The organism is Kitasatospora sp. NPDC101157 (assembly GCF_044768255.1).
Classification (GTDB): domain Bacteria; phylum Actinomycetota; class Actinomycetes; order Streptomycetales; family Streptomycetaceae; genus Kitasatospora.
In genome coordinates this window covers 271,124-291,785 of record NZ_JBIWPL010000003.1, presented here as the reverse complement: position 1 = coordinate 291,785, position 20,662 = coordinate 271,124, and the positions used below count along the sequence as shown (strand labels likewise).

Genomic DNA, 20,662 nt, shown 5'->3' with positions numbered 1-20,662 from the left:
GACGGAGGCACCCATGACAACCGCCAGCTTCCCCGCCTGGCTCGCCGAACTCGCCCTCGCCGCCGGCTACGACACCACCCCACACCGCGGCGGCCGAAGCGCACTCGCCACCGACATGGGCGTCGACCCCTCCGTCATCGGTAAAGCCCTCAGCGGCACCGCCCCAGCCATCGAAACCCAACGCCGCCTCGTCGAAGTCCTCAAGAGCCGCGGCGTCCGCGTCACCCTCCGCGACATGCTCATCCGCTCCGGCACACTCCTCGAAGAAGACCTGCCCCAGCCCGACGAGCAACCCCCACCGCCGGCCACCGACATCGACCTCTACGCCGTCGCCGCCAAGTACGGAATCCCCCCGGAGCGCGCCCACCTCTTCGTCAAAAGCGTTGAAGCGGTCGCAAACACGTTCGCGGACGACAAGAAACCGCTAAAGTAGGCCCCGATCGCAAACGGGTGGGCACCCTGTGCGATAGAGGTGGTATGCCGTGCCGTCAACCCTCCCGAAGTGGCGCCCCGCGCTCGCCTTCGCGACGGCCATCGGGCTGACCGCAACCCTGTGCGGCGCCCTCGAACGCGACCGGCCGGTCGAACTCACCAGCCTGGCCCTCCTGACCGTCACGCTGGTGCCGCTCCTAGCCTCCGTGGCACGCGGATGGCTGAGCCGCGCCGAGGTCATAGCCCTCCGGGAAAAAACCCAAGCCGAAGCCTTCGCCATGGCCATCGGGTTGTGGCGCGACGGCCAGCTCACCGGGACATCCGACGGAGACGGGGAATCCAACCCCGCTGTCCGAGACCGCTCGTAGCATCTGTAGCTGCACCGGAGACGGCTCGCAGCCGACCTGAACGGCCAGCTGCCGGGCGGCGTTCGCACTTCCTCGGAGAGCCCTATGAGTGGTCACGACCTCAACGAGCCAACCCCCGCCATCGGATACACCCGCGTCAGCATGGCCCGCGAGGAGATGATCTCCCCCGAAATCCAGAGAAGGGCCATCCAGGACTGGGCCCGGCGGACCAACCACCGCATCATCGACTGGGTCGAGGACCCCGACAAAACCGGGCGTAACTTCAAGCGAAAGATCATGCGGGCGATCGAACGCGTCGAATCGGGAGAAGCGCGCGTGATCGCCGTATGGAAGTTCTCCCGCTTCGGGCGAACCCGAACCGGCGTCCCCGCCAACCTCGCCCGCGTCGAAAAGGTCGGCGGCCAACTCCTCTCAGCGACCGAGGAAGTCGACGCGCGCACCGCGATCGGCCGCTTCCAACGCGGCATGATCATGGAGTTCAACGCCTTCGAATCCGACCGCGCCGGCGAACAGTGGAAGGAGACCCACCAGCTCCGCCGGGACGAGGGACTCCCGCACAAGGGAGGGCGCCGCTTCGGCTACATCTGGCACCCCCGGAAGGTCTACGCCCCAGACGGCACGATCACGATCCAGCAGGAGCGGTACGAGCCGGACCCGGCCCTGCAAGACGTCGTGAAGGACCTCTACGAGCGCTACGTCGCCGGGACCGGCTTCGGGAATCTCGCGGCCCTCCTCAACGAAGCCGGGATCCCGAACGCGCTCGGCTCGCTCTGGAGCAACCGGACAGTCTGCCTCTACATGGACTCCGGCTTCGCCGCCGGCTACCTCCGCGTCCACGATCCCGCCTGCAAGATCCCCTACCGGAGTAACTGCCCGGCCCACAAGCTCATCAGGCACCCGACCAAGCAGCATCCCGCCATCATCAGCGACGAGCTCTGGGAGATGTACCAGGCCAGGCGAGGCTTCACCAAGACCGCGGCCCCCCACTCGCGTAAAGCCAAGTACCCCCTCAGCGCGCTCACCCGGTGCGGACTCTGCCAGGGCGCCGCGCTCCGTGTAGCGGGCCAGCGACCTTACGCAGCCTATTCCTGCACCACGAGGCACCAGAAGGGCGCCTCGGTGTGCCAGGGTGTTCGGACGCCCGCGGCAGACGTGGAGTCCGGCGTGCTGAAGTGGCTGGCCCGGTTCGCCGATGAGATTGACGCCGATCCAGGCAGCGAGCCGGCCGCCGAGTCGCGACTGCGCCGACTGAGCTCGACTCTGGAGGAGAAGCGCGCCGCGGCCAAGAGCGAGGTCGAGAGACTGGAGCGGGCCGTGGCGAAACACATGCGGGTCTACGCCATGAGCGAAGAAGAAGATCCCGATGGAACGCTGGAGCGTGAATACCTCGCGACACTGAGCGATCTTCGGGCTGAGAAGGCGGCCGCATCCGCGCGGCTGGCGGATCTGGACGAGACTCCCGGTGAAACGCAGGTGGCCTCCATGAAGGCCGCCGCAGCGCCAGTCGCGGCTGGGCTCGTGGCAGAGTGGGACTCCATGCCGCCCGAGCGCACGAATGCCATGCTCAGGCGGTTGATCGACCGGATCGAGCTGAGGCCGGGTGGCATCGTGGACGTAGTTCCAGTCTGGGAGGCGCACCGCGATGGCCTCGACGTCGTCTAGTTTGGAGAAGTTTTCATTCATAGAGTTCACGGCGCGACGGGAACGGCCAGGGGTCCTGCGGACGCGGTCCGGCCCCTGGGGACGCGGTCCGGCCCCTGGGGGCGGCCCGGGCCGTGGTGCACACTGGCAGGCATGTCCGTGAGCACCGCCCCCACCCGCTCGCGTCACCGGTGGTTCCCCCTGCCGCACCGGCTGGTCCGCAGCCTGGCCGGGCAGCTGTTCGTCGTCCAGGTGGTCATCGTCGCCGCCGTGGTCGCGGGCGGCGCGGTGCTCGCGTACCTGTTCACCGCCGAGCGCACCGAGGACGCGGCCCGCCGCGAGGTCACCTCGGTCGCCCACGCCGTCGCCGACTCGCCGACCGTGCGCTCGGCCGTCGGCGGACCCGACCCGACCGCGGTGCTCCAGCCGTACGTCGAGCAGGTGCGTCAGGACACCGGGGTCTCCTTCATCACCGTCATGGACACCGACGGGGTGCGCTGGACCCACCCGCTGCGGGAGCAGATCGGCAAGCCGTACCTCGGGCACATCGACTGGGCGCTGGCCGGCCGGACCCGCAGCGAGACGTACACCGGAACGCTCGGCCCGTCCGTGCGGGTGGTGACCCCGGTGTGGGACGACCGGCACCGGGTGGTCGCGCTGGTCAGCGTGGGGCTGACCCTGGAGTCGATCTCCGCCCAGCTGAGCGGGCCGCTGCTCGCCCTGGTCGGGGTCGCGGTGGGTGCCCTGGCGCTCGGCGGGGCGGGCACCTACCTCGCCAACTCCCGGCTGCGGCGGCACACCCACGGCATGGGACCGGACGAGCTCAGCCACCTCTACGAGTACCACCAGGCGACCCTGCACTCGGTGCGCGAGGGGCTGATCCTGCTCGACCGGGCGCACCGGGTGGTGCTGTGCAACGACGCCGCCCGCGAACTGCTCGGGTTGGAGGGTGAGTTGGACGGCCGCCCGGTGGGCTCTCTGGGGCTGCCGGAGGCGCTGGTGGCGGCCGTGCTCGGTGAGGTGCCGGTGCGGGACGAGGTTCACCTGACCGCCGAGCGGGTCGTGGTGCTCAACACCTCCACCATCGGTACCGGTCTCGGTCGGGTGGTGACCCTTCGCGACCACACCGAACTGCAGTCGCTCAGCGGTGAGTTGGACTCGGTGCGCGGCTTCACCGAGGCGCTCGGCGCTCAGGCGCACGAGGCCGCCAACCGGCTGCACGCCGTCGTCTCGCTGATCGAACTCGGCCGCCACGAACAGGCGGTGGAGTTCGCCACCGCCGAACTCGCCCTCGCCCAGCAGCTCACCGACCGGGTGGTCGCCGCGGTCAGCGAGCCGGTGCTGGCCGCGCTGCTGCTCGGCAAGGCGGCCCAGGCCGCCGAGCGGGGCGTGGAGTTGACCCTCACCGAGGACAGTCGGATCGACGACGGAGTGCTGCCGCCCGGGCTCGCCCCCCGCGACCTGATCACCGTCCTCGGCAATCTGATCGACAACGCGGTGGACGCCGCGATCGCCGGGTCCGCGCACAGCCCGGTCGCCCCGGAGGTCACCGTCACCGCGCGGATCGAGGATCCGCGGGACGGCGCCGGCGTCGGCGTCGGCGGCATCGGCGTCGGGGGCATCGGTGTCGGCATCGGCGGTGACGGTGGTGGCGGAGGAGGAGCCGCCCGGGACGGTGCCTGCCTGCTGTTGCGGGTCGCCGACACCGGGGCGGGCATCGACCCCTCCGCCGTCGAGGACGTGTTCCGGCGTGGCTGGAGCACCAAGCAGGACGGCCGCGGGCACGGCCTCGGGCTGGCGCTGGTCGCCCAGGCCGCCCGGCGCAACGGCGGCACCGTCGAGGTCGGGCGCGAGCGCGGCGCGGTGCTCACCGTACGGCTGCCGCTGGCCGGACAGGTGCGGGAGCGCGAAGGGGCCCCGGCGTGACCGGCGCCGCCGACGGGGCCCGCAATGGGATCTCCGTCCTGGTCGTGGAGGACGACCCGGTGGCCGCCGCCGCGCACACCCTGTACGTCGAGCGCGAGCCCGGCTTCCACGCCGTCGGCACCGTCCACAGCTGCGCGGACGCGCTGCGCTTCCTGGAGCGGGCGCGCGGCGCCGGAGCACCCGTCGACCTCACCCTGCTCGACCTCTACCTGCCGGACGGTCACGGCCTCCAGCTGTGCCGCACGCTGCGCGCCGCCGGGCACGGCACCGACGTCATCGCGGTGACCTCGGCACGTGACCTCGCCATGGTCCGGCAGGCGGTCTCGGCGGGCGTCGTCCAGTACCTGCTGAAACCGTTCAGCGCGGCGGCCCTGCACGACCGGCTGGAGCGCTACGCCCGCTACCGGGACAGCCTCGGACGCACCGGGGAGGCGACCGGCCAGGACGAGGTCGACCAGGCGTTGGCCCTGCTCCGCACGCCCGAGCGCAGCTCGCTGCCCAAGGGACTGAGCGCGCCCACCCTGGACACCGTCGCCTCGGTGCTGCGGGAGGCCGCGACCGGGCTGTCGGCGGCGGCCGCCGGTGCCGCCGCCGGGGTGTCCCGGATCACCGCGCGGCGCTACCTGGAACACCTGGTGGACACCGGGCGGGCGGTGCGCGAGCCGCAGTACGGGAGCGTGGGGCGGCCGGAGCTCTGCTACCGGTGGAAGGGGAGGTGACGTCCCGGCCCGCCCTGGCGGAACCGGCCGGAAGCAGTCGGCAGTGGTCGGGACCGGTCGGGACCGGTCGGTAGCGGTCCGGAGCGGTCCGGAGCGGTCGGGCGTGTGACTTTTCGGCGGGTCGGTCGTTGGGCTGGCCGGGGTGGCGCGGGTGGTACCGAGGGAGGTTCACTCGCTCGGGTGGTTCTGGGTGCCCCGAGACGTTCCGCCAGGTCAAGGGGGATAAAGTTAGGCTTACCTAACTTCTTTTGGGGGTTCGCCTTGTCGCTCGCCGCCGTACCCTCCCCGGCCGCCTCCGGGGCCACCGCCAGCGCGGCCCCGCCCTCCCGTGACGCCATCCTGCGCCGACAGCGCGTCCGCGAGTCCGCCGCCCGGACGTACGCCCGCTCCTTCCCGATCGTCCCGGTCCGGGCCCACGGCATGACCGTCGAGGGCGCCGACGGGCGCCGCTACCTGGACTGCCTCTCCGGAGCCGGGACGCTCGCCCTCGGCCACAACCACCCCGTCGTGCTGGAGGCGATCCGCCGCACCCTCGACAGCGGCGCCCCGCTGCACCTGCTCGACCTCGCCACCGCCGAGAAGGACGACTTCACCAGCGCGCTGTTCGAGAGCCTGCCCGCCGAGTTCGCCGCCCGCGCCCGGGTGCACTTCTGCGGACCGGCCGGTACGGACGCCGTCGAGGCCGCGCTCAAACTGATGCAGACCGCCACCGGACGGTCCGGTTCGCTCGCCTTCACCGGCGCCTACCACGGCATGACCGCGGGCGCACTCGCGCTCACCGGCAACGTCGCCGTCAAGGAGCCGCTGCCCGGTGGCGGCGAGGTGGTGCGGCTGCCCTACCCGTACGGCTACCGCTGCCCGTTCGGTGTCGGCGGCGAGACAGGCGCCGAACTCGGCGCGACCTACGTGGAACGGCTGCTGGACGACCCCTCGGGCGGCGTGGTGCCGCCCGCCGCGATGATCCTGGAGGCGGTCCAGGGCGAGGGCGGGGTCGTCCCCGCACCGGACGGCTGGCTGCGCGAGATGCGCCGGATCACCGCCGAACGCGGCATCCCGCTGATCGTGGACGAGGTGCAGACCGGCGTCGGGCGCACCGGCGCGATGTGGGCGGTCGAGCACAGCGGGATCGTCCCGGACGCGATGGTGCTCTCCAAGGCCATCGGCGGCAGCCTTCCGCTCGCCGTCGTCGTCTACCGCGAGGACTACGACGGCTGGCGGCCCGGCGCCCACACCGGCACCTTCCGCGGCAACACCCTCGCGATGGCCGCCGGCGCCGCCACCCTGCGGTACGTCGCCGCGCACGGACTGGCCGAGCGGGCCGCCACGGCCGGCGCCCGGATGACCGCCCGGCTGCGCGAACTCGCCGCGGAACTGCCGGCGATCGGCGACGTCCGCGGGCGGGGGCTGATGATCGGCGTCGAACTGGTCGACCCGGCCGCCGAACCCGACGTCTGCGGCGCCCGGCCGGCCGACCCGGCGCTCGCCGTACGGGTCCGGGAGGCCTGCCTGGCGCGCGGGCTGATCGTCGAACTCGGCGGGCGGCACGACGCGGTGCTGCGGCTTCTGCCGCCGCTCACCATCACCGACGAGCAGGTCGCCGCGGTGCTGGACCGGCTGGCGGACGCGATCGCGGCGGCCTCGGCGTCCGGGGCGGGGTCGGCCGCAGGGGCAGGGTCGGGGTCGGGGTCGGGTGCAGGATCGGGGTCGGGGTTGGTGTCGGCGTCGGCCGTGGCTCCGTCGGGGGCCGCGCCGACCGCCCGGGGCGGCGCATGACCGCCGACGTGTCCGGGCCGGTGCCCGGGCTACCCGGAGAGGACGTCCCGTTGGACGCGCTCGCGGGCGGCGCCGGGGGTCCCCGGGCGCTCGGACCGCTGCTGGCCACCGTCCTCGACGCGCTGGAGACCGGCACCGCACTGCGCTCCGGACCGCTGCCCGCCGGGAGCCCGGCCGAGATCGCCGCCCTGGTCGCGGACGGGCTGTCCGGAACCAGCGGGCGCGGCGCGCTGGCCCGGCTCACCGAACTGCTCGCCTACGGCGCGGCCGACCCGGCCGACCCGGCCTGTGCCGCCCACCTGCACTGCCCGCCGCTCGCCGTCGCGACCGCTGCCGACCTCGCGGTCAGCGCGCTCAACCCCTCCCAGGACTCCTGGGACCAGGCCCCCGCCGCGACGGCCCTGGAGACGGCGCTGATCGCCGAACTCGCCGCGCTGGTCGGTTACGATCCGGCCCGCGCCGCCGGGGTGCTCACCTCCGGCGGCACCGAGTCCAACCTGATGGGCCTGATGCTGGCACGGGACCAGAAGCTCGACGGCATCGTGGAACTGGACGGGATCCCGCCGGGCGTACGGCCGTGCATCCTCGCCTCGGAGGCCGCGCACTTCTCCGTCCAACGCTCGGCCGCCCTGCTCGGCCTCGGCGAACGAGCCGTGGTCGCCGTCCCCGTCGACCGCCAACTCCGGATGCCTCCCGAGGAGTTGGAACGAGCACTGGCCGAGGTCAGCTGGGCCGGGCGGACCCCCGTCGCCGTCGTCGCCACCGCCGGGACCACCGACACCGGCGCGATCGACCCGTTGGACGCCGCCGCCGACCTGGCCGGGCGCTACGGCGCCTGGCTGCACGTCGACGCCGCGTACGGCGGCGGCGCACTGCTCTCCGACCGGCTCGCCCCGCTGCTCGACGGCATCGCCCGCGCCGACTCGGTCTCCCTCGACTGGCACAAGCTCGGCTGGCAGCCGTCGGCCGCCGGGATCTTCCTGGTCCGCCGGGCGGAGACGTACGTTTCGCTCGCCCGGCGCGCCGAGTACCTCAACCCGGTCGACGACGAGCAGGCCGGCTACCCCAGCCTGCTCGGCCGCTCGCTGCGCACCACCCGGCGGGCCGACGCCGTCAAAATCGCCGTCACCCTGCGCACCCTCGGCCGGGAGGGGCTCGGCCGGCTGGTGGACACCTGCCACGAACTGGCGCTGGCCGCGGCCGCCGGCGTCCGCGCCGAACCCTCGCTGGAACTGCACGCCGAGCCGGTCCTCACCGCCCTGCTCTTCCGCTACCGGCCGCCCGGGCTGACGGACGAGGCCGCCGTGGACCAGCTGAACGGGCAGTTGCGCCGACTGCTGCTGCGCACCGGGCGCGCGGTGGTCGGGCGCACCGAGCTGCCGGGGGAGGGGCCGGGGCGGGTGCGGCTGAAGCTCACGCTGCTCAATCCGCACACGACGGTGGGGGAGGTGGGCGCGCTGCTGCGGGAGGTGGTCGGGGCGGGGCGCAAGGTCGCCGGGGAGCGGGCGGGGTAGCGGCTCGTGGCCCCAGCGCGTGGCCCCAGTGCGCGGGGCAAGGGCGCGGGCCCCGGGACGGGGGCGGGGCGGGGGCGCGGGCCTCGGGGTGTGGGCAGGGGCGCGGCCTCGGGGAGGGATCAGGCGTTCAGCAGGATGCCGCGGGTGCGTTCCCAGGTGTCGGCGTCGGCGGCGACCAGCAGCCCGTCCTCGCAGCCGGGGGCCTCGGGCTGGTAGGGGGTGCCGTCCAGGCGAGCCGCGACGCCGCCGGCCTCGGTGAGCAGCAGCGATCCCGGGGCGTGGTCCCAGGGGAGGGTGCGCCAGTAGAAGATGAAGTCGGTCCGGCCCTCGACGACGTCCGGGTACTCGATCCCGGCGGCGCTGCGGCCGGGGGAGATCTCGCCGAAGGCGGAGCAGCCGGACTCCAGACGGCGCCGGTCGTCCGGGGCGAGGAAGCGGCTCTTCAGGATGCCGGTGAGCTCCCCGGCGTCGGCCGGTGCCGGCGGGCGGGAGAGGCGTTCGCCGTCGCGCCAGGCGCCGGAGCCCAGTTCGGCGCGGTAGCCGATCGCGGTGGCGGGCTGCCAGATCCACGAGGCGACCGTCCGGCCGGTGCGGACCAGGGAGCACATCACGGCGTAGTCGGGCCGGCCGGCGACGAAGTTGGAGGTGCCGTCCACCGGGTCGACCAGCCAGACGGCGGGCTCGTCGTGGATGGCCTCGGCGAGCGACGGCTCGGCGGCCACCGCCTCCTCGCCGACCACCGGGACGGGGAGCAGCTCGTGCAGGCGGCGGGCGATGATCGCCTCGGCCTCGCGGTCGGCGATGGTCACGATCTCGCCCGGCGCCTTCTCCATCACTTCGCCGGCGGTCAACGCCCGGAAGCGCGGTTCCACCGCCTGGGCCGAAGCCTCGGCGAGTATCTCCGCCACCTTGTCCATCAGCACGTTCGCGCTCCCTTCGCCGACTACCACTTTCGCACGAGTGCGCGAACGTGGTGTCGGCGGACGGGTGACGGCAAACAGATTTCAGCTGACAGATGACGAATTCTGTCAGCTGAAATCTGTTAGTTGCCATCTGAAACCTGTCAGCTGTTCGCCGTCAGCCGCCCAGGTAGTGGAATCCCGGGCGGGGGTGCATCAGGAACTCGTGGTGCGAGATGTTCCACCCGTAGGCGCCCGCCATCGCGAACAGCACCCGGTCCGCCGCCCGCAGACCGGCCGCGTCGCCCGCCGCCCGGGCGAGCACGTCCTTCGGGGTGCACAGCTGCCCGGCCAGGGTGGCCCGGCCGGTGCCGACGGCGGGGCGGGCCCAGTGGTGCGGCCAGGCGTCCACCGGGAGCACCTCGAAGGGCTGGGAGTGCCCGCGGGTCGCGGGGGTGCGCAGGTGGTGGGTGCCGCCGCGGACCACCGCGAAGTCCTCGCCGTGGCTCCGCTTCACGTCCAGCACCTCGGTGGCGTACCAGCCGCAGTACGCCGTCAGCGCGCGGCCGGGCTCGATCCGCAGGGTGAGCCCGGGGCGGGCGTCGAGGAGCTCGGCGAGGCCCTTGCCGAAGGCCGTCCAGTCGAAGCGCCGCGCCGGGTCGTCGTAGTCCACCGCCATGCCGCCGCCGATGTTGACCTCGGTGAGCGGGAAGCCGGTCCGCTCGGCGAGCTCGGCCGACCAGGTGACGATCTGCTCGGCGACCGCCAGCTGCTCCGCCGCCGCCAGCCCGCTGGCCAGGTGGGCGTGCACCCCGCGCAGGCGCAGTTGCCGGCCGAGCGGGCCGCCCCCGGTGAGCAGCCGGACGCACTCCTCGGCCTGCTCCGGGTCGAGCCCGAACGGGGTCGGCCGTCCGCCCATGGCCAGCGGCACCGCGTCCAGGGCGTCGGTCACCACCGGCAGGTTGACCCGCAGCAGGACGTCCACCGCAGCCCCCGGCCGCTCCGCCAGCACGGCGGCGAGCCGGTGCAGCTCCTGCTCGCTCTCGACGTGCCAGCGGTGCACCCCGGCGTCCACGGCGGCGGCGATCTCGGACGGGGTCTTGCCCGGCCCGCCGAAGGCCAGCGGTGCGTCCGGAACGGTGGTCCGCACGTGCGCCAACTCCCCGCCGCTGGACACCTCGTAGCCGTCGACGATGTCGCGCAGCGCGGTCAGCAGCGGCGCCTCCGGGTTGGCCTTGGCGGCGTAGTACAGCTCGACCCGCTCGGGCAGTGCGGCCCGTACGGCGGCGGCGTGCTCGCGCAGTGCGGTCAAGTCGTAGACATAAGCGGGAAGTTCGTCGGCCGCGAGCGAGGCGACATGGCGGTGGACGGGGCTGTCGAGGGTGCTGTTGGCGGTGCTGTTCACAGTGCCCTTCACGGTGGTGGTCATCGGGTGGTGCTCCCGGCGGGCCGGTGGGCGGTCATGCGGGCGGCCTCGGCGAGCACCGAACCGGCCAGCGGGGACGGCAGTCGGACGTACCCGGCCTCGCGGTCGGCCTTGCGCTCCCAGCGGGTCAGCAGGTTGGCCTTGGCGGGCAGCGGAACGCCGGCCAGCAGCGCCCGCAGGCGGGGCGGGCGGCCGTGCGCGGCGGCGTACTCCTCCAGGACGTCCCGGACGGTCTGCCAGAGCGCGCACTCCAGGTCGGGGTGGCGGTCGGCGAGGGCGGCGAGCAGTTCGGCGACGTGGTTGACCAGCAGGCAGTAGACCACCCGGTCCCAGCCGCGCTCGGCGTCGTACGTCATCGGTCCGGCCACCTCGGGCGGCAGGGCAGCCAGGATGTCGGCGTTCCGCTCCGGGACGAGCTTGGTGCCTTCGAGGTCGCGGAAGAGCACCTGCGTCGGACGGCCCTCGGCGTCCACGCCGATCAGCACGTTCTGCAGGTGCGGCTCCAGCACCACACCGTGGTCGAAGTAGGCGGCCAGCACGGGCGGGAGGAGCAGCCGCAGGTACCGGCGCCACCAGTCGAGCGCCGCCGTTCCGTCCGAACCGCCGTCCAGCAGAAGGGAGATGTGCGCAGAACTGGTCGGGTGCTCGTCGGCGACGGCGGCGGCGAGCAGCGGGGTCACGCCGGGCCGCAGCAGGCCGCCGAACCCCTCGCGCAGGATCAGGCCGAAGCCCTCGTACAGCGCCCGGTCGGGGTGGCCGTCGGGGCCGGGCAGGGCGAGGGTGCGGAAGGCGGGCTCGCGCAGCATCGCCGCCCCGGGGAAGCGCCGGGCGAGGTCGGTGAGCGCGGGGTCGAGCAGCCGGGTGAGTGCGACGGCGCCGGTGAGTTCGTAGGCGGCGTTCTTGCGCAGGCAGTTGGTGATGCGGACGTTGAGGCTGAACTTGAGGAAGGCGTCCGCGCCGTACAGGGTGCGCACCGAGGCGGTGGCGGCGAAGTCCTCGCCGCGCGGGCCGAGGTCGAGGACGTCGCCGCGGGCCAGCGCAGCGCGCAACAGCGGGTGGTCGCCGATGAGTTGGTACTGCCAGGGGTGGGCGGGCAGCAGCCGGTAGCCGTCCGGCACCTCGCCGAGGCCGTCGAGTACGGTACCGGCGGCCCCGTCCGCGGACTCCTCGGCCAGCAGTTCGGCGCGGACGGCGAGGTGGCGCAGCGGGAAGGCCGCACGCGACTCGGGCGCGTAGTCGCGCCAGTCACCGCGGGCGGCGGAGCGGGACTTGGGGGCCGGGTGGAAGCGGTGGCCGAACAGCAGGGCCTGCTCGGACTCCAGGTAGCGGTCCGGCCCGGCGGCCGGACGTTCGGCCAGGCCCGCACCGACGCCGTGGTGGCTGGAGGCCACCTGGTCGAGGAATTCCTCGTTCACCGTGCCGGTGCGCAGCTCCAGTTCGTCCTGGGCGTACCCGGCCAGCTCGCGCCAGCCCACCTCGCGCCAGCCGTCCTGGGTTTCCTCGTGCACCGGGCCGGTGAAGCGGTGCGCGCCGAGCAGGGAGGTGCGGCGCAGGGCGACCCGCAGCAGGGTGCCGCGGCGCGGCAGGCGCAGCAGCAGCCGGCCGTCGTCGACGGCGGTCTGGTGCTCGGGTGCGGAGACCTCGCGCAGCAGGCAGTTGAGCAGGGTGTGGGCCACCGCCTCGTCGGCGCCGGGAAGTTGGGCGTTCGTGTCGGGCGCGGCGGCGGGGAGGGTGGCGGGCCGGGCGGTCATCGGGGGCTCCTACGGGTCAGGAGGGCGAGCAGGGCGGCGGCCAGTGCGGCGACGGTGCCGGTGACCACCGGGGCGGCCGGGCCGCCGCTGCCGTTGGCGAGTGCGGCAGCGAGTCCGGCGGCGACGGCACCGCACTTGGAGACGGTTTCGCGGGTGCCGAACATCCGGCCGGGTGCGCGGCCGCGGGCGGCTTCGGCGGCGAGGACGGCGAGGCAGACCAGGCCGAAGGTCATGCCGAGTCCGAGCACCGCCCGGGTGAGGGCGAAGGTGAGCAGGGAGTGGGCCGGGGCGTGGCCGGCCAGTCCGAGGGCGACCAGGACGAAGCCCACGGCCAGTCCGGTCCGGGGGCGTGCCTCGACGGCGCCGTGCACCCGCCCGGCGCCGACCAGGTAGACCAGGTGCGGCAGCGCGAACAGCAGGCCCGCGACGGTCCCGTTGACGCCCGGCAGCCGCTGCTGGACCAGGGTTATCAGGTACGGGAAGGAGATGATGGTGGCGAAGACGAAGGCGAACTCGAAGGTGTAGAGCAGCCTGAGCGAGCCCGGCGGAGCGGTCTCGGGGGTGTCACCGCCGGTTCGGGCGGTGGCCGGACTGACCGGCTCCGGCAGGAAGGTGAGCAGCACGGCGGCGGTCAGCGGCAGCACGGCCAGCACCAGGTACTGCCGGTGCGGGTCGATCCACGGCGACAGCGCGCCGACCAGGATCGGTGCCGCGACCAGGGCGGCCCGGGCGCTGCCCTGCATCAGGGTCAGTGCCCTGGACAGTTGGGAGCCGTCCAGGGCCGCCGCGAGGTAGCCGTTGGTGGCGGAGAAGGTGCCGCCGAGGAAGCCCTGGAGGACCAGCGCGACGGTGAAGGCGGGCAGGCTGTCGGCTGCCCCGGCGAGCAGGAAGGAGACCGTGAGGCCGAGTTGGGCGCGCAGCAGCAGCCGCTTCTGGCCGAAGCGGTCGGCCAGCCGGCCCCACAGCGGCGCGCCGAGGGCCGTGAAGACGGTCGGCACGATGTAGAGCAGGCCGGCCCAGTGCCCGTCGTGGTCGCCGAGGCCCGGGAGGATCTCGGTCAGGTAGGGCGGCAGGCCGAGGGCGGCGAAGGAGGCGACGAAGTAGCAGGCCGCCACCGCGTGCACCTGGCGCCGGTCCAGTCCGACCGCTCCGGCCACGCGCGTCACCGGCTCCACTGTCGTCATGAGCGGTCCTTCGGCAGCAGGTAGTTGGGGCCGTCGGTGTAGTGCTTGTTGATGTCGGCGGCGCCGCTGCGCTCCTTGCTGAGCAGGGTGCCGGCGCTCACCATGGCCTTGACCGGCAGCCGTTCGGCGTCCAACAGGTCGGTGCGCAGCGGCTGTCCGGCCTCGCCGAGGCGGTCGACGGCCTCGGCGAGGGTGCTGCGCAGCAGATCCAGGCTCCGCTCCAGCGGTACCCGGCCGTGCGCGGCGAGGCCGAAGGCGAGCGAGGCGGTGCACAGGTGACCGGTGATGGTGGTGAACAGGTCGGTGAGCGCGCGGTCCCGGTCTCCGAGGATCCGCGGGTCGCGGAACTCGGCTGCCAGGGGAGCCAGTTCGCCGATCCGGGCGGTGTTGATCCGCGGTCCGTCGTTGTCCTTGTAGAGCAGCCGCAGGCCGGAGCCGTCGAGGACGAGTGAGGTGTTCTGCTGGTGCGACTCCAGGGCGATGCCGTGGCCGAACAGGGTGGTCTGCCAGTCGACCAGCAGCCGCAGCAGGTCCTCGTACAGGGCGAGGACGGAGCCGCGGTGGAAGCGGTCGGCCAGGTGGTCGATCACCAGCCGCCCGTCGGGGGCCTGGGCGAGCAGGGCCGCCAGCGGCACGGTGACGGCGCCGTCCAGGCCGGCCGGGTAGCGGCGCAGCAGGACGGCGAGCAGCTCGTCGCCGGCGTGGGCGTAGCGCTGCTCGTCGGCGTGCAGCACCCGCCCGGTGAAGCGCGGTTCGCGGGCGACCACGGCCTCCACCAGGCGCTGTCCGACGGCTCCGTTGACGAGCGTGACCGGCTTGATGGTGCGCCGGTTGCGCAGGCCCAGAGTTGCGGTGGCCAGGGGCAGTTTGAGGTGGCAGGCCGGGTCCTCGGCGACGGCGACGGTGCGCATGGACAGCGTCGGCAGCACGTCGAGGTACGGCTCGGGGGCGAGTACCGCGCCCGGCGCGATCCGGCCGAAGTCCTCCGCCGCGGTGAGCGGATGGACCGGGACGGTCAGGAACTCGCCGGGTACGCCGAGCCGTTCGGCGCTCGGCCACCAGGCCGGCAGCGGGCCGTCGCCGCGTACGGTCAGGAGCCCGGCCGGGACGGCGAGCCAGCGCAACTTGAAGGTTGGGTGGAACTCGGGCGCGTAGGAGTGCAGTTGGGGCTCGGTAAGGCCGGCGCGGCCGCGGGCGGTCGGGTACACCGGGTGGTCCAGGAAGGCGGCCAGCGCCTCGAAGCCGAGGGAGGCGCGCGGGCCGGTCCAGTCGGCCACGTCCTTGCCGTAGCGCTCGGCGAGGTCGGTGTGCACCTCGGGCAGCACCCGGTCGTGGAGCTCCATGGTGGCGAGGGTCTGCCGGCACTCCTCGGCGAAGGCCAGGTGGCCCGGGCGGTCCAGCGGATCGGCGCGGTCGGCCAGGTGGGCGAGGACGGCGGGCAGGTCGGTGAGGCGGGTCCCGTTCACCTCCAACTCCGGCAGCCGGGCGGCGTGGTCGGCCTGGAAGCCATCGAGGGTGACGGGGAGGGCAAGGGTGCCGTCGCTCAGCCAGGGGCCGTCGGGCCGCTGCTCCAGGACGCCGTTGGCCCGCAGGCCCAGCACGTCCTCGCGCAGCAGTGCGGACAGGACCCGCACGGTCAGCCGATCGGCGGCGGTTCCGTCGACGGGCGCGCTGCCGGGGGCGGCGGCCTGGACCGGGGTCATGAGGCGATCTCCCAGCGGTTGGCGGCGATGAACTCGGCCACGGCGGAGTCCACCGCGCCCTGGTCCGGACCGACCGCCCAGACGATGCCCAGGTAGTCGCGGTTGGTGCGGTAGAGCTCGTGGCGGGCGCCGAGTTCGCGCACCGGGCGGTAGGAGAGCACGACGCCGTCGGCCCGTCGCTCGAAGCTGGGCTCGGGGGCGGCGGTCAGGGTGCCGGCCGATTCGGCGCAGACGCGCTCGTGGCGGGCCCGCTGGTCGGTGCGCGCGCCGAGGTCGGCGGGCAGCGGCTCGCCGAGGTGGGTGCGCAGCACCAGCTCGAAGTAGGGGATCCGGAGGATCTCGGCGAGCATCAGGTCGCACTGGTCGCCGATGGCGCGGTAGTTGACCTCGATGATGCGGGCGCGGCCGTCCGGCTGGAGGACGAACTCGGTGTGGCAGGCGCCGAGTCCGACGCCGAGGGCGTCGAGTTGGTCGAGCACCTGGTCGACCACCGGCCGGGGGTGTTCCGGAACGAAGGTCAGCACTTCCTCGATGAAGTCCGGGGGCGGGGAGAGCCGGGTACGGAAGCCGCCGAGGACGTGCCGGTCGCGGCCGTCACCGAGGGTCTCCAGGGTGCACAGCTCGCCGGTCAGGAACTCCTCGACCACCAGGGTGGCGCCGGGGCGGCGGCGCTGGATCTCCTCCACCCGCCGGGCGAGTTCGGCGGCGTCGGCGACCAGGGTGACGTCCTCGCTGGCGACGCCCTCGCGGGGCTTGACGATGCACGGGTACGGCGGGGTGAGGCCGGTCGGGTCCTGTCCGGGGGCCAGTTCGGCGGACCAGACCCGGTCCAGCCCGCACTCGGCGAGGTGGCGGCGCAGCTCGCCCTTGTTCTTCGCCCGCAGGGCGGCCTTCCAGTCCTTGCCGGGCAGGCCGAAGTACTCGGCGACCAGCGCGGTCTGGGTCTGCAGGTGGTCGCTGTTGCTGAACACCGCGGCGGGTGTCCGGCGTTGGGATATCAGCCCGATCACCTCGCGGAAGTCCTGGACGTCGCACTCCACCACCTCGCACGCCAACCCGGCTTCGGCGCAGGCGCGTTGGTGGGCCTCGACGTGGTCGGTGAGGACGGTGACGTCGAGCCCGAGCCGGGCGGCGGCGGGCAGGAAGCCGAGGGTGACCGAGTCGGTGGGGTTGAGGGCGAGCAGGTAGAGCCGCATGGGAGTGTCCTTGGGGGCGGGGTTGACGGACGAAGGACGGCGAACAGATGACAGAAGACGGATGACAGATTTCGAAAGCTGTCATCTGTTATCTGTTCGCCGTCAGTTGTCAGTTGCCAGTTGTCAGTCGTTCGGCGTGCTACTTGGGAGCGTCCACGCCCGTCGCCTTCGCGATGTCGACGAGCATCGCGTCCGCGGCCTGGACGCCGATGCCGGACATCCAGGTCTCGTCCGGCACGGTGAAGACCTTGTTCTCCTTGACGGCGTTCAGGCCCTGCCAGACCGGGGTCTGCTGGACCTCGCTCTCCTTGGTCTTGGACGGGTCGTCGGCCGTGGTGACGAACACCAGGTCGGCGTCGGCCTGGCTGATCTGCTCCGCGCTGACCTCGACGATGTTCTTGTCCACGTCCTGCGAGGCCGGGCGGGCCAGGCCCACGTCCTTGAGCACCACACCGCTGTAGGAGGCCTTGGCGTACAGGCGGGTCGGGCCGGCCACGAAGCGGACCACCGAGGCGGTCGGCATCTTCCCGGCGTACTTCGCCTTGATCTCCTCGCCCAGCTTGTGCGCCCGCTCCTCGTAGTCGGCCAGCGCCTTCTTCGCCTCGTCCTCCTTGCCGAGCGCCTGGGCGTACAGCGCCAGGTTCTCCTTCCACGGGAAGCCGGTGGTCTCGGCCAGCACGGTCGGCGCGATCGCGTTCAGCTGGTCGTACACCTTGGCGTGCCGGACCTTGGAGGACAGGATCAGGTCGGGCTTGAGGGAGGCGATCAGCTCCAGGTTCGGCTCGTTCATCGGGCCGACGTCCTTGGTGTCCTTGATCTTGTCCTTCAGGTAGTTCGGGAACCCGCCCTCGGTCTTCATGTGCGGGGACACCGCGCCGACCGGCGTGATGCCGAGCAGCGTGACGTCGTCCAGCTCACCGCTGTCCAGCACCACCACGCGCTTGGGCTGCGACTTGATCTGGGCCGTCCCGGCGGCGTGCTTGACGCTGCGCGGGAACCCGGCGGTGGTGCCCGCCGAGGTGCCGGAGGACGCGGAGCCGCCGCCCGACGCGGTGGTGTCCCCGTTGCTGCCGCAGGCGGCGAGGAGCGAGGCGGAGAGGGTGACGGCGAGGACGGCGACGGGGAGTCGGCGGTTCATCGGGGCTTCCTTGGATCTGGGTCGAACGGGGGGACGGGGGAGGGAAGTTCAGGCGGGAACGGCGGTCGAGGAGGCAGGGGCCGCCGCGGTCCGGACGCGCGCCCGCGGTACGACCAGCGGAGTCCCGGTCTCCGGGTCGGGCACCACCCGGCACGGCACACCGAACACGGACTCCACGAGTTCGGCCGTCAGCACCTCGGCGGGCGGACCGGCCGCGGCGAGCCGCCCCTCCTTGAGCACGACCAGGTGGTCGGCGTACCGGGCGGCCTGCCCGAGGTCGTGCAGCACCATGACGACGGTGCGCCCGGCCTCGGCGTGCAGGTCGGCGACCAGGTCGAGCACGTCGAGCTGGTGCCGCAGGTCGAGGAAGGTGGTCGGTTCGTCGAGCAGCAGCAGGTCGGTCTCCTGGGCGAGCGCGAGCGCGATCCACACCCGCTGGCGCTGCCCGCCGGACAGCCGGTCGACCTGCCGGTCGCGCAGTTCGGCGGTGCCGGTCCGGGCCAGCGCCTCCTCGACCGCCGCCTGGTCGGCCCTGGACCACGGGCTGAGCATCCGCTGGTGCGGGTAGCGTCCGAGCCGCACCAGAGCTTCGACGGTGACGGCCTCGGGCGTGACCGGCTGCTGCGGCAGCAGGCCCATCCGCTTGGCGAGCGTCCGGGCGGGCATCCGGTGGATGTCGGCGCCGTCCAGGGTGACGGTGCCGGCGGCCGGGTCGAGCAGCCGGACGAGGCCGCGCAGCAGGGTCGACTTGCCGCAGGCGTTCGGTCCGACGATCGCGGTGACGGCGCCGCCGGGCAGTTCGAGGTCGAGCCCTTCGACGATGGTGCGGTCGCCGTAGCGCAGCCCGAGACCGCGGGCGGCGAGCCGGTTGAGGTCGGTGGCGCTGGTCATCAGCTGCTCCTCTGGGGAAGCCGGCCCTGGCGGATCATCAGCACCAGGAGCCAGGGCGCGCCGAGGGTGGCGGTGACGGCACCGACCGGCAGGCCGTGGACGGGGATCACGTGGAGCACGAGGAGGTCGGCCGAGAGCAGCAGCACGGCGCCGGTGAGCGCGGTGAGCCCGAGCGTGCCGAGGGTGGGCGGCCCGGCGAGCAGCCGGACCAGATGGGGGACGGCGAGCGCGACGAAGGCGACCGGCCCGCTGAGGGCGGCGGCCAGCGAGGCGAGCGTGATGGTGAGCAGCAGCAGCCGGAGGCGGTCCCGGGCGGGGTCGAGGCCGAGACCGCCGGCCGAGTCGTCGCCGAGGTCGAGGACCGCGAGCCGCCGCTGGCAGAGCAGCAGGGCCCCGGCGGTCAGCGCGATGGCGGTGCCGCCGATCCACACCTCGGTCCAGTTGCGTCCGTACAGCGAGCCGGTGGTCCACTGCATCGCGGAGGAAGCCAGCTCGGCGGGGAACCGTACGATCATCAGGTTGACGGCGGCGGCCAGGCCCTGCTGGACCGCCAGGCCGACCAGCACCAGCCGGGTGACGGCCATCTTCGAGCGCCAGGCGAAGCCGCCGAGCAGCAGCGCGGCGAGCAGCCCGCCGCCGACCGCGGCCAGCGGGATCAGCTGCTGCGAGGCGCCGGTGGCGAGCATCAGCACCGCGCCGAAGGAGGCGCCGCCGGTGATGCCGATGGTGTCGGGGGCGGCCAGCGGGTTGCGGAAGAGCCGCTGCAGCGTCGCCCCGGCCATCGCCAGTCCGGCACCCGCGATCAGCGCGGACACCACGCGCGGCGCCCGGAACTGCTGCACCACCAGGACGTTGCCGGGCTCTCCCTGGCCGAACAGGGCGCGCAGCGCGTCCCAGGCGGAGATGCTCACCTGGCCGGTGCCGAGGGCGACACCGGTCAGCAGCACCAGCAGTGCGACGGCGAGCAGCGACCAGGTGGCGGTCACGGCCCGGCGGCGGGCGATCGCGCCCATCGGCGCGGTCGGGCCGACCGATGCGGTGGGCGTGGTGGGGGTCGTCGGGGTGGTCGGGGTGGTCGGGGTGGTGGGCGCGGTCACTTGGCCACCTTTCGGGCCAGCACGGCGAGCAGCGGAGCGCCGAGGAAGGCGGTCACGATGCCGACCTCGATCTCGGAGGGCTGCACCACGAGCCGGCCGAGCACGTCGGCGGCGAGCAGCAGCAGCGGCCCGGAGATCAGGCAGCCGGGCAGCAGCCAGCGGTGGTCGTTGCCGAGCAGCGGACGGACCAGGTGGGGCGCCGCCAGTCCGACGAACGCCACCGGTCCGGAGACGGCGACCGCGCTGCCCGCGAGCAGCACCACGGCCAGTCCGCCGACCACCCGGATCCGGGCCACCGGCACGCCCAGGGCCTGGGCGGTCTCGTCGCCCAGCGCCAGCGCGTTGAGCGCGGGGGAGATCGTGAAGGCGGCCACCAGGCCGAGCACCAGGAACGGCAGCACCGGGGTGAGGGTGTCCAGGTGCCGCCCCGCGATCGAGCCGGCCAGCCAGAACCGGGCCTCGTCCAGGGTGCGGTGACTGGCCAGCATCAGCGCGGAGGTCCAGGAGGTGAGCACCACGGTGAGCACGGTGCCGCCGAGCGCGAGCCGGACCGGGTCGAGGTCACCGCCGCGCCGGGACATCGCATACGCGGCGACCGCGGCGACGGCCGCTCCGGCGAAGGCGAACCAGACGTACTGGGACGGGCGGGAGAGGTTCAGCGCGTAGATCGCGGCGACCACGGCGAGGCTCGCGCCGGAGTTGATGCCGAGGGTGATCGGTGACGCCAGCGGGTTGCGGGTGACGCCCTGGGCGACCGCCCCGGCGACGCCGAGCGCGGCCCCGACGGCCAGTCCGATGAGCGTACGCGGGACCCGAAGGCCCGTCACCACGTCGGCGTCACCACCGTGGGCGGTGCCGGTGAGGGCGTCGACGACGGTGGACAGCGGGATGGATCGGGAGCCCAGCGCCAGGCTCAGGGCGGCGCACAGCACGAGCACGCCGGCACCGGCGACCAGCAGCAGGGGCCGCTGGACCGCCGAGGAACGAGGCGTGGCCGGAGCGGT

The 20,662-nt window shown here is 73.5% G+C and carries 17 protein-coding genes; 7 read left to right on the top strand and 10 right to left on the bottom strand.

Annotated elements, in window-relative coordinates; all coding sequences use genetic code 11:
* Positions 1-13: 13 nt before the first annotated feature.
* The 7 genes from ACIRVF_RS07805 to ACIRVF_RS07775 all read left to right on the top strand — a co-directional run bounded on the left by ACIRVF_RS07805 (position 14) and on the right by ACIRVF_RS07775 (position 8,373).
* Positions 14-433 carry a transcriptional regulator gene (locus tag ACIRVF_RS07805; RefSeq protein ID WP_402815222.1) on the top strand — a complete coding sequence of 140 codons (420 nt, stop codon included), beginning with the start codon at positions 14-16 and terminating at the stop codon, positions 431-433.
* Between the two features lie 49 nt (positions 434-482).
* Positions 483-800 (top strand): hypothetical protein, encoded by a 318-nt coding sequence (locus ACIRVF_RS07800; protein WP_402815220.1) that lies wholly within the window; start codon positions 483-485, stop codon positions 798-800.
* Between the two features lie 84 nt (positions 801-884).
* Positions 885-2,462 (top strand): recombinase family protein, encoded by a 1,578-nt coding sequence (locus ACIRVF_RS07795; protein WP_402815218.1) that lies wholly within the window; start codon positions 885-887, stop codon positions 2,460-2,462.
* A gap of 132 nt (positions 2,463-2,594) precedes the next feature.
* The gene (locus ACIRVF_RS07790) at positions 2,595-4,367 is read left to right on the top strand and encodes an ATP-binding protein (protein ID WP_402815216.1); all 1,773 of its coding nucleotides are present in this window, start codon (positions 2,595-2,597) and stop codon (positions 4,365-4,367) included.
* A complete protein-coding gene (locus ACIRVF_RS07785) occupies positions 4,364-5,086 on the top strand; it encodes a response regulator (protein ID WP_402815214.1) in 723 nt (240 codons plus the stop codon). Before ACIRVF_RS07790 ends, ACIRVF_RS07785 begins: the two co-directional genes overlap by 4 nt.
* A gap of 261 nt (positions 5,087-5,347) precedes the next feature.
* Positions 5,348-6,859, top strand: a complete 1,512-nt coding sequence (locus ACIRVF_RS07780; RefSeq protein ID WP_402815213.1) for a diaminobutyrate--2-oxoglutarate transaminase — start codon at positions 5,348-5,350, stop codon at positions 6,857-6,859.
* Positions 6,856-8,373: a pyridoxal phosphate-dependent decarboxylase family protein gene (locus tag ACIRVF_RS07775; protein WP_402815211.1), complete on the top strand. Its 1,518-nt coding sequence runs from the start codon at positions 6,856-6,858 to the stop codon at positions 8,371-8,373. The genes ACIRVF_RS07780 and ACIRVF_RS07775 overlap by 4 nt, the downstream gene beginning before the upstream one ends.
* Positions 8,374-8,492: 119 nt before the next feature.
* Here the strand turns inward: ACIRVF_RS07775 and ACIRVF_RS07770 are convergent, their stop codons facing one another.
* The 10 genes from ACIRVF_RS07770 to ACIRVF_RS07725 all read right to left on the bottom strand — a co-directional run bounded on the left by ACIRVF_RS07770 (position 8,493) and on the right by ACIRVF_RS07725 (position 20,620).
* Positions 8,493-9,290 carry an inositol monophosphatase family protein gene (locus ACIRVF_RS07770; RefSeq protein ID WP_402815755.1) on the bottom strand — a complete coding sequence of 266 codons (798 nt, stop codon included), beginning with the start codon at positions 9,288-9,290 and terminating at the stop codon, positions 8,493-8,495.
* A gap of 160 nt (positions 9,291-9,450) precedes the next feature.
* Positions 9,451-10,701: a type III PLP-dependent enzyme gene (locus tag ACIRVF_RS07765; RefSeq protein WP_402815209.1), complete on the bottom strand. Its 1,251-nt coding sequence runs from the start codon at positions 10,699-10,701 to the stop codon at positions 9,451-9,453.
* A complete protein-coding gene (locus tag ACIRVF_RS07760) occupies positions 10,698-12,449 on the bottom strand; it encodes an IucA/IucC family protein (protein WP_402815207.1) in 1,752 nt (583 codons plus the stop codon). Before ACIRVF_RS07760 ends, ACIRVF_RS07765 begins: the two co-directional genes overlap by 4 nt.
* Positions 12,446-13,633 (bottom strand): MFS transporter, encoded by a 1,188-nt coding sequence (locus ACIRVF_RS07755; RefSeq protein ID WP_402815205.1) that lies wholly within the window; start codon positions 13,631-13,633, stop codon positions 12,446-12,448. The genes ACIRVF_RS07760 and ACIRVF_RS07755 overlap by 4 nt, the downstream gene beginning before the upstream one ends.
* Entirely contained in the window at positions 13,630-15,336 is a 1,707-nt protein-coding gene (locus tag ACIRVF_RS07750; RefSeq protein WP_402815203.1) for an IucA/IucC family protein, read from the bottom strand. Before ACIRVF_RS07750 ends, ACIRVF_RS07755 begins: the two co-directional genes overlap by 4 nt.
* Positions 15,333-16,532 carry an acetyl-CoA carboxylase biotin carboxylase subunit family protein gene (locus ACIRVF_RS07745; protein WP_402815201.1) on the bottom strand — a complete coding sequence of 400 codons (1,200 nt, stop codon included), beginning with the start codon at positions 16,530-16,532 and terminating at the stop codon, positions 15,333-15,335. Before ACIRVF_RS07745 ends, ACIRVF_RS07750 begins: the two co-directional genes overlap by 4 nt.
* A 139-nt stretch (positions 16,533-16,671) precedes the next feature.
* Positions 16,672-17,670, bottom strand: a complete 999-nt coding sequence (locus tag ACIRVF_RS07740; protein ID WP_402815199.1) for an ABC transporter substrate-binding protein — start codon at positions 17,668-17,670, stop codon at positions 16,672-16,674.
* Between the two features lie 48 nt (positions 17,671-17,718).
* Positions 17,719-18,561: an ABC transporter ATP-binding protein gene (locus ACIRVF_RS07735; protein WP_402815197.1), complete on the bottom strand. Its 843-nt coding sequence runs from the start codon at positions 18,559-18,561 to the stop codon at positions 17,719-17,721.
* On the bottom strand, positions 18,561-19,574 hold the full coding sequence (locus ACIRVF_RS07730) for a FecCD family ABC transporter permease (protein ID WP_402815754.1): 1,014 nt from the start codon (positions 19,572-19,574) through the stop codon (positions 18,561-18,563). The genes ACIRVF_RS07735 and ACIRVF_RS07730 overlap by 1 nt, the downstream gene beginning before the upstream one ends.
* An 80-nt stretch (positions 19,575-19,654) precedes the next feature.
* Positions 19,655-20,620 (bottom strand): FecCD family ABC transporter permease, encoded by a 966-nt coding sequence (locus ACIRVF_RS07725; RefSeq protein ID WP_402815753.1) that lies wholly within the window; start codon positions 20,618-20,620, stop codon positions 19,655-19,657.
* Positions 20,621-20,662: the final 42 nt, after the last annotated feature.

Coding starts and splice junctions, on each gene's coding strand:
- ACIRVF_RS07805 (WP_402815222.1), top strand. CDS start 14: ATGACAACCGCCAGCTTCCCCGCCTGGCTCGCCGAACTCGCCCTCGCC.
- ACIRVF_RS07795 (WP_402815218.1), top strand. CDS start 885: ATGAGTGGTCACGACCTCAACGAGCCAACCCCCGCCATCGGATACACC.
- ACIRVF_RS07790 (WP_402815216.1), top strand. CDS start 2,595: ATGTCCGTGAGCACCGCCCCCACCCGCTCGCGTCACCGGTGGTTCCCC.
- ACIRVF_RS07775 (WP_402815211.1), top strand. CDS start 6,856: ATGACCGCCGACGTGTCCGGGCCGGTGCCCGGGCTACCCGGAGAGGAC.
- ACIRVF_RS07770 (WP_402815755.1), bottom strand. CDS start 9,290: ATGGACAAGGTGGCGGAGATACTCGCCGAGGCTTCGGCCCAGGCGGTG.
- ACIRVF_RS07765 (WP_402815209.1), bottom strand. CDS start 10,701: ATGACCACCACCGTGAAGGGCACTGTGAACAGCACCGCCAACAGCACC.
- ACIRVF_RS07760 (WP_402815207.1), bottom strand. CDS start 12,449: ATGACCGCCCGGCCCGCCACCCTCCCCGCCGCCGCGCCCGACACGAAC.
- ACIRVF_RS07755 (WP_402815205.1), bottom strand. CDS start 13,633: ATGACGACAGTGGAGCCGGTGACGCGCGTGGCCGGAGCGGTCGGACTG.
- ACIRVF_RS07750 (WP_402815203.1), bottom strand. CDS start 15,336: ATGACCCCGGTCCAGGCCGCCGCCCCCGGCAGCGCGCCCGTCGACGGA.
- ACIRVF_RS07745 (WP_402815201.1), bottom strand. CDS start 16,532: ATGCGGCTCTACCTGCTCGCCCTCAACCCCACCGACTCGGTCACCCTC.
- ACIRVF_RS07740 (WP_402815199.1), bottom strand. CDS start 17,670: ATGAACCGCCGACTCCCCGTCGCCGTCCTCGCCGTCACCCTCTCCGCC.
- ACIRVF_RS07735 (WP_402815197.1), bottom strand. CDS start 18,561: ATGACCAGCGCCACCGACCTCAACCGGCTCGCCGCCCGCGGTCTCGGG.
- ACIRVF_RS07730 (WP_402815754.1), bottom strand. CDS start 19,574: ATGGGCGCGATCGCCCGCCGCCGGGCCGTGACCGCCACCTGGTCGCTG.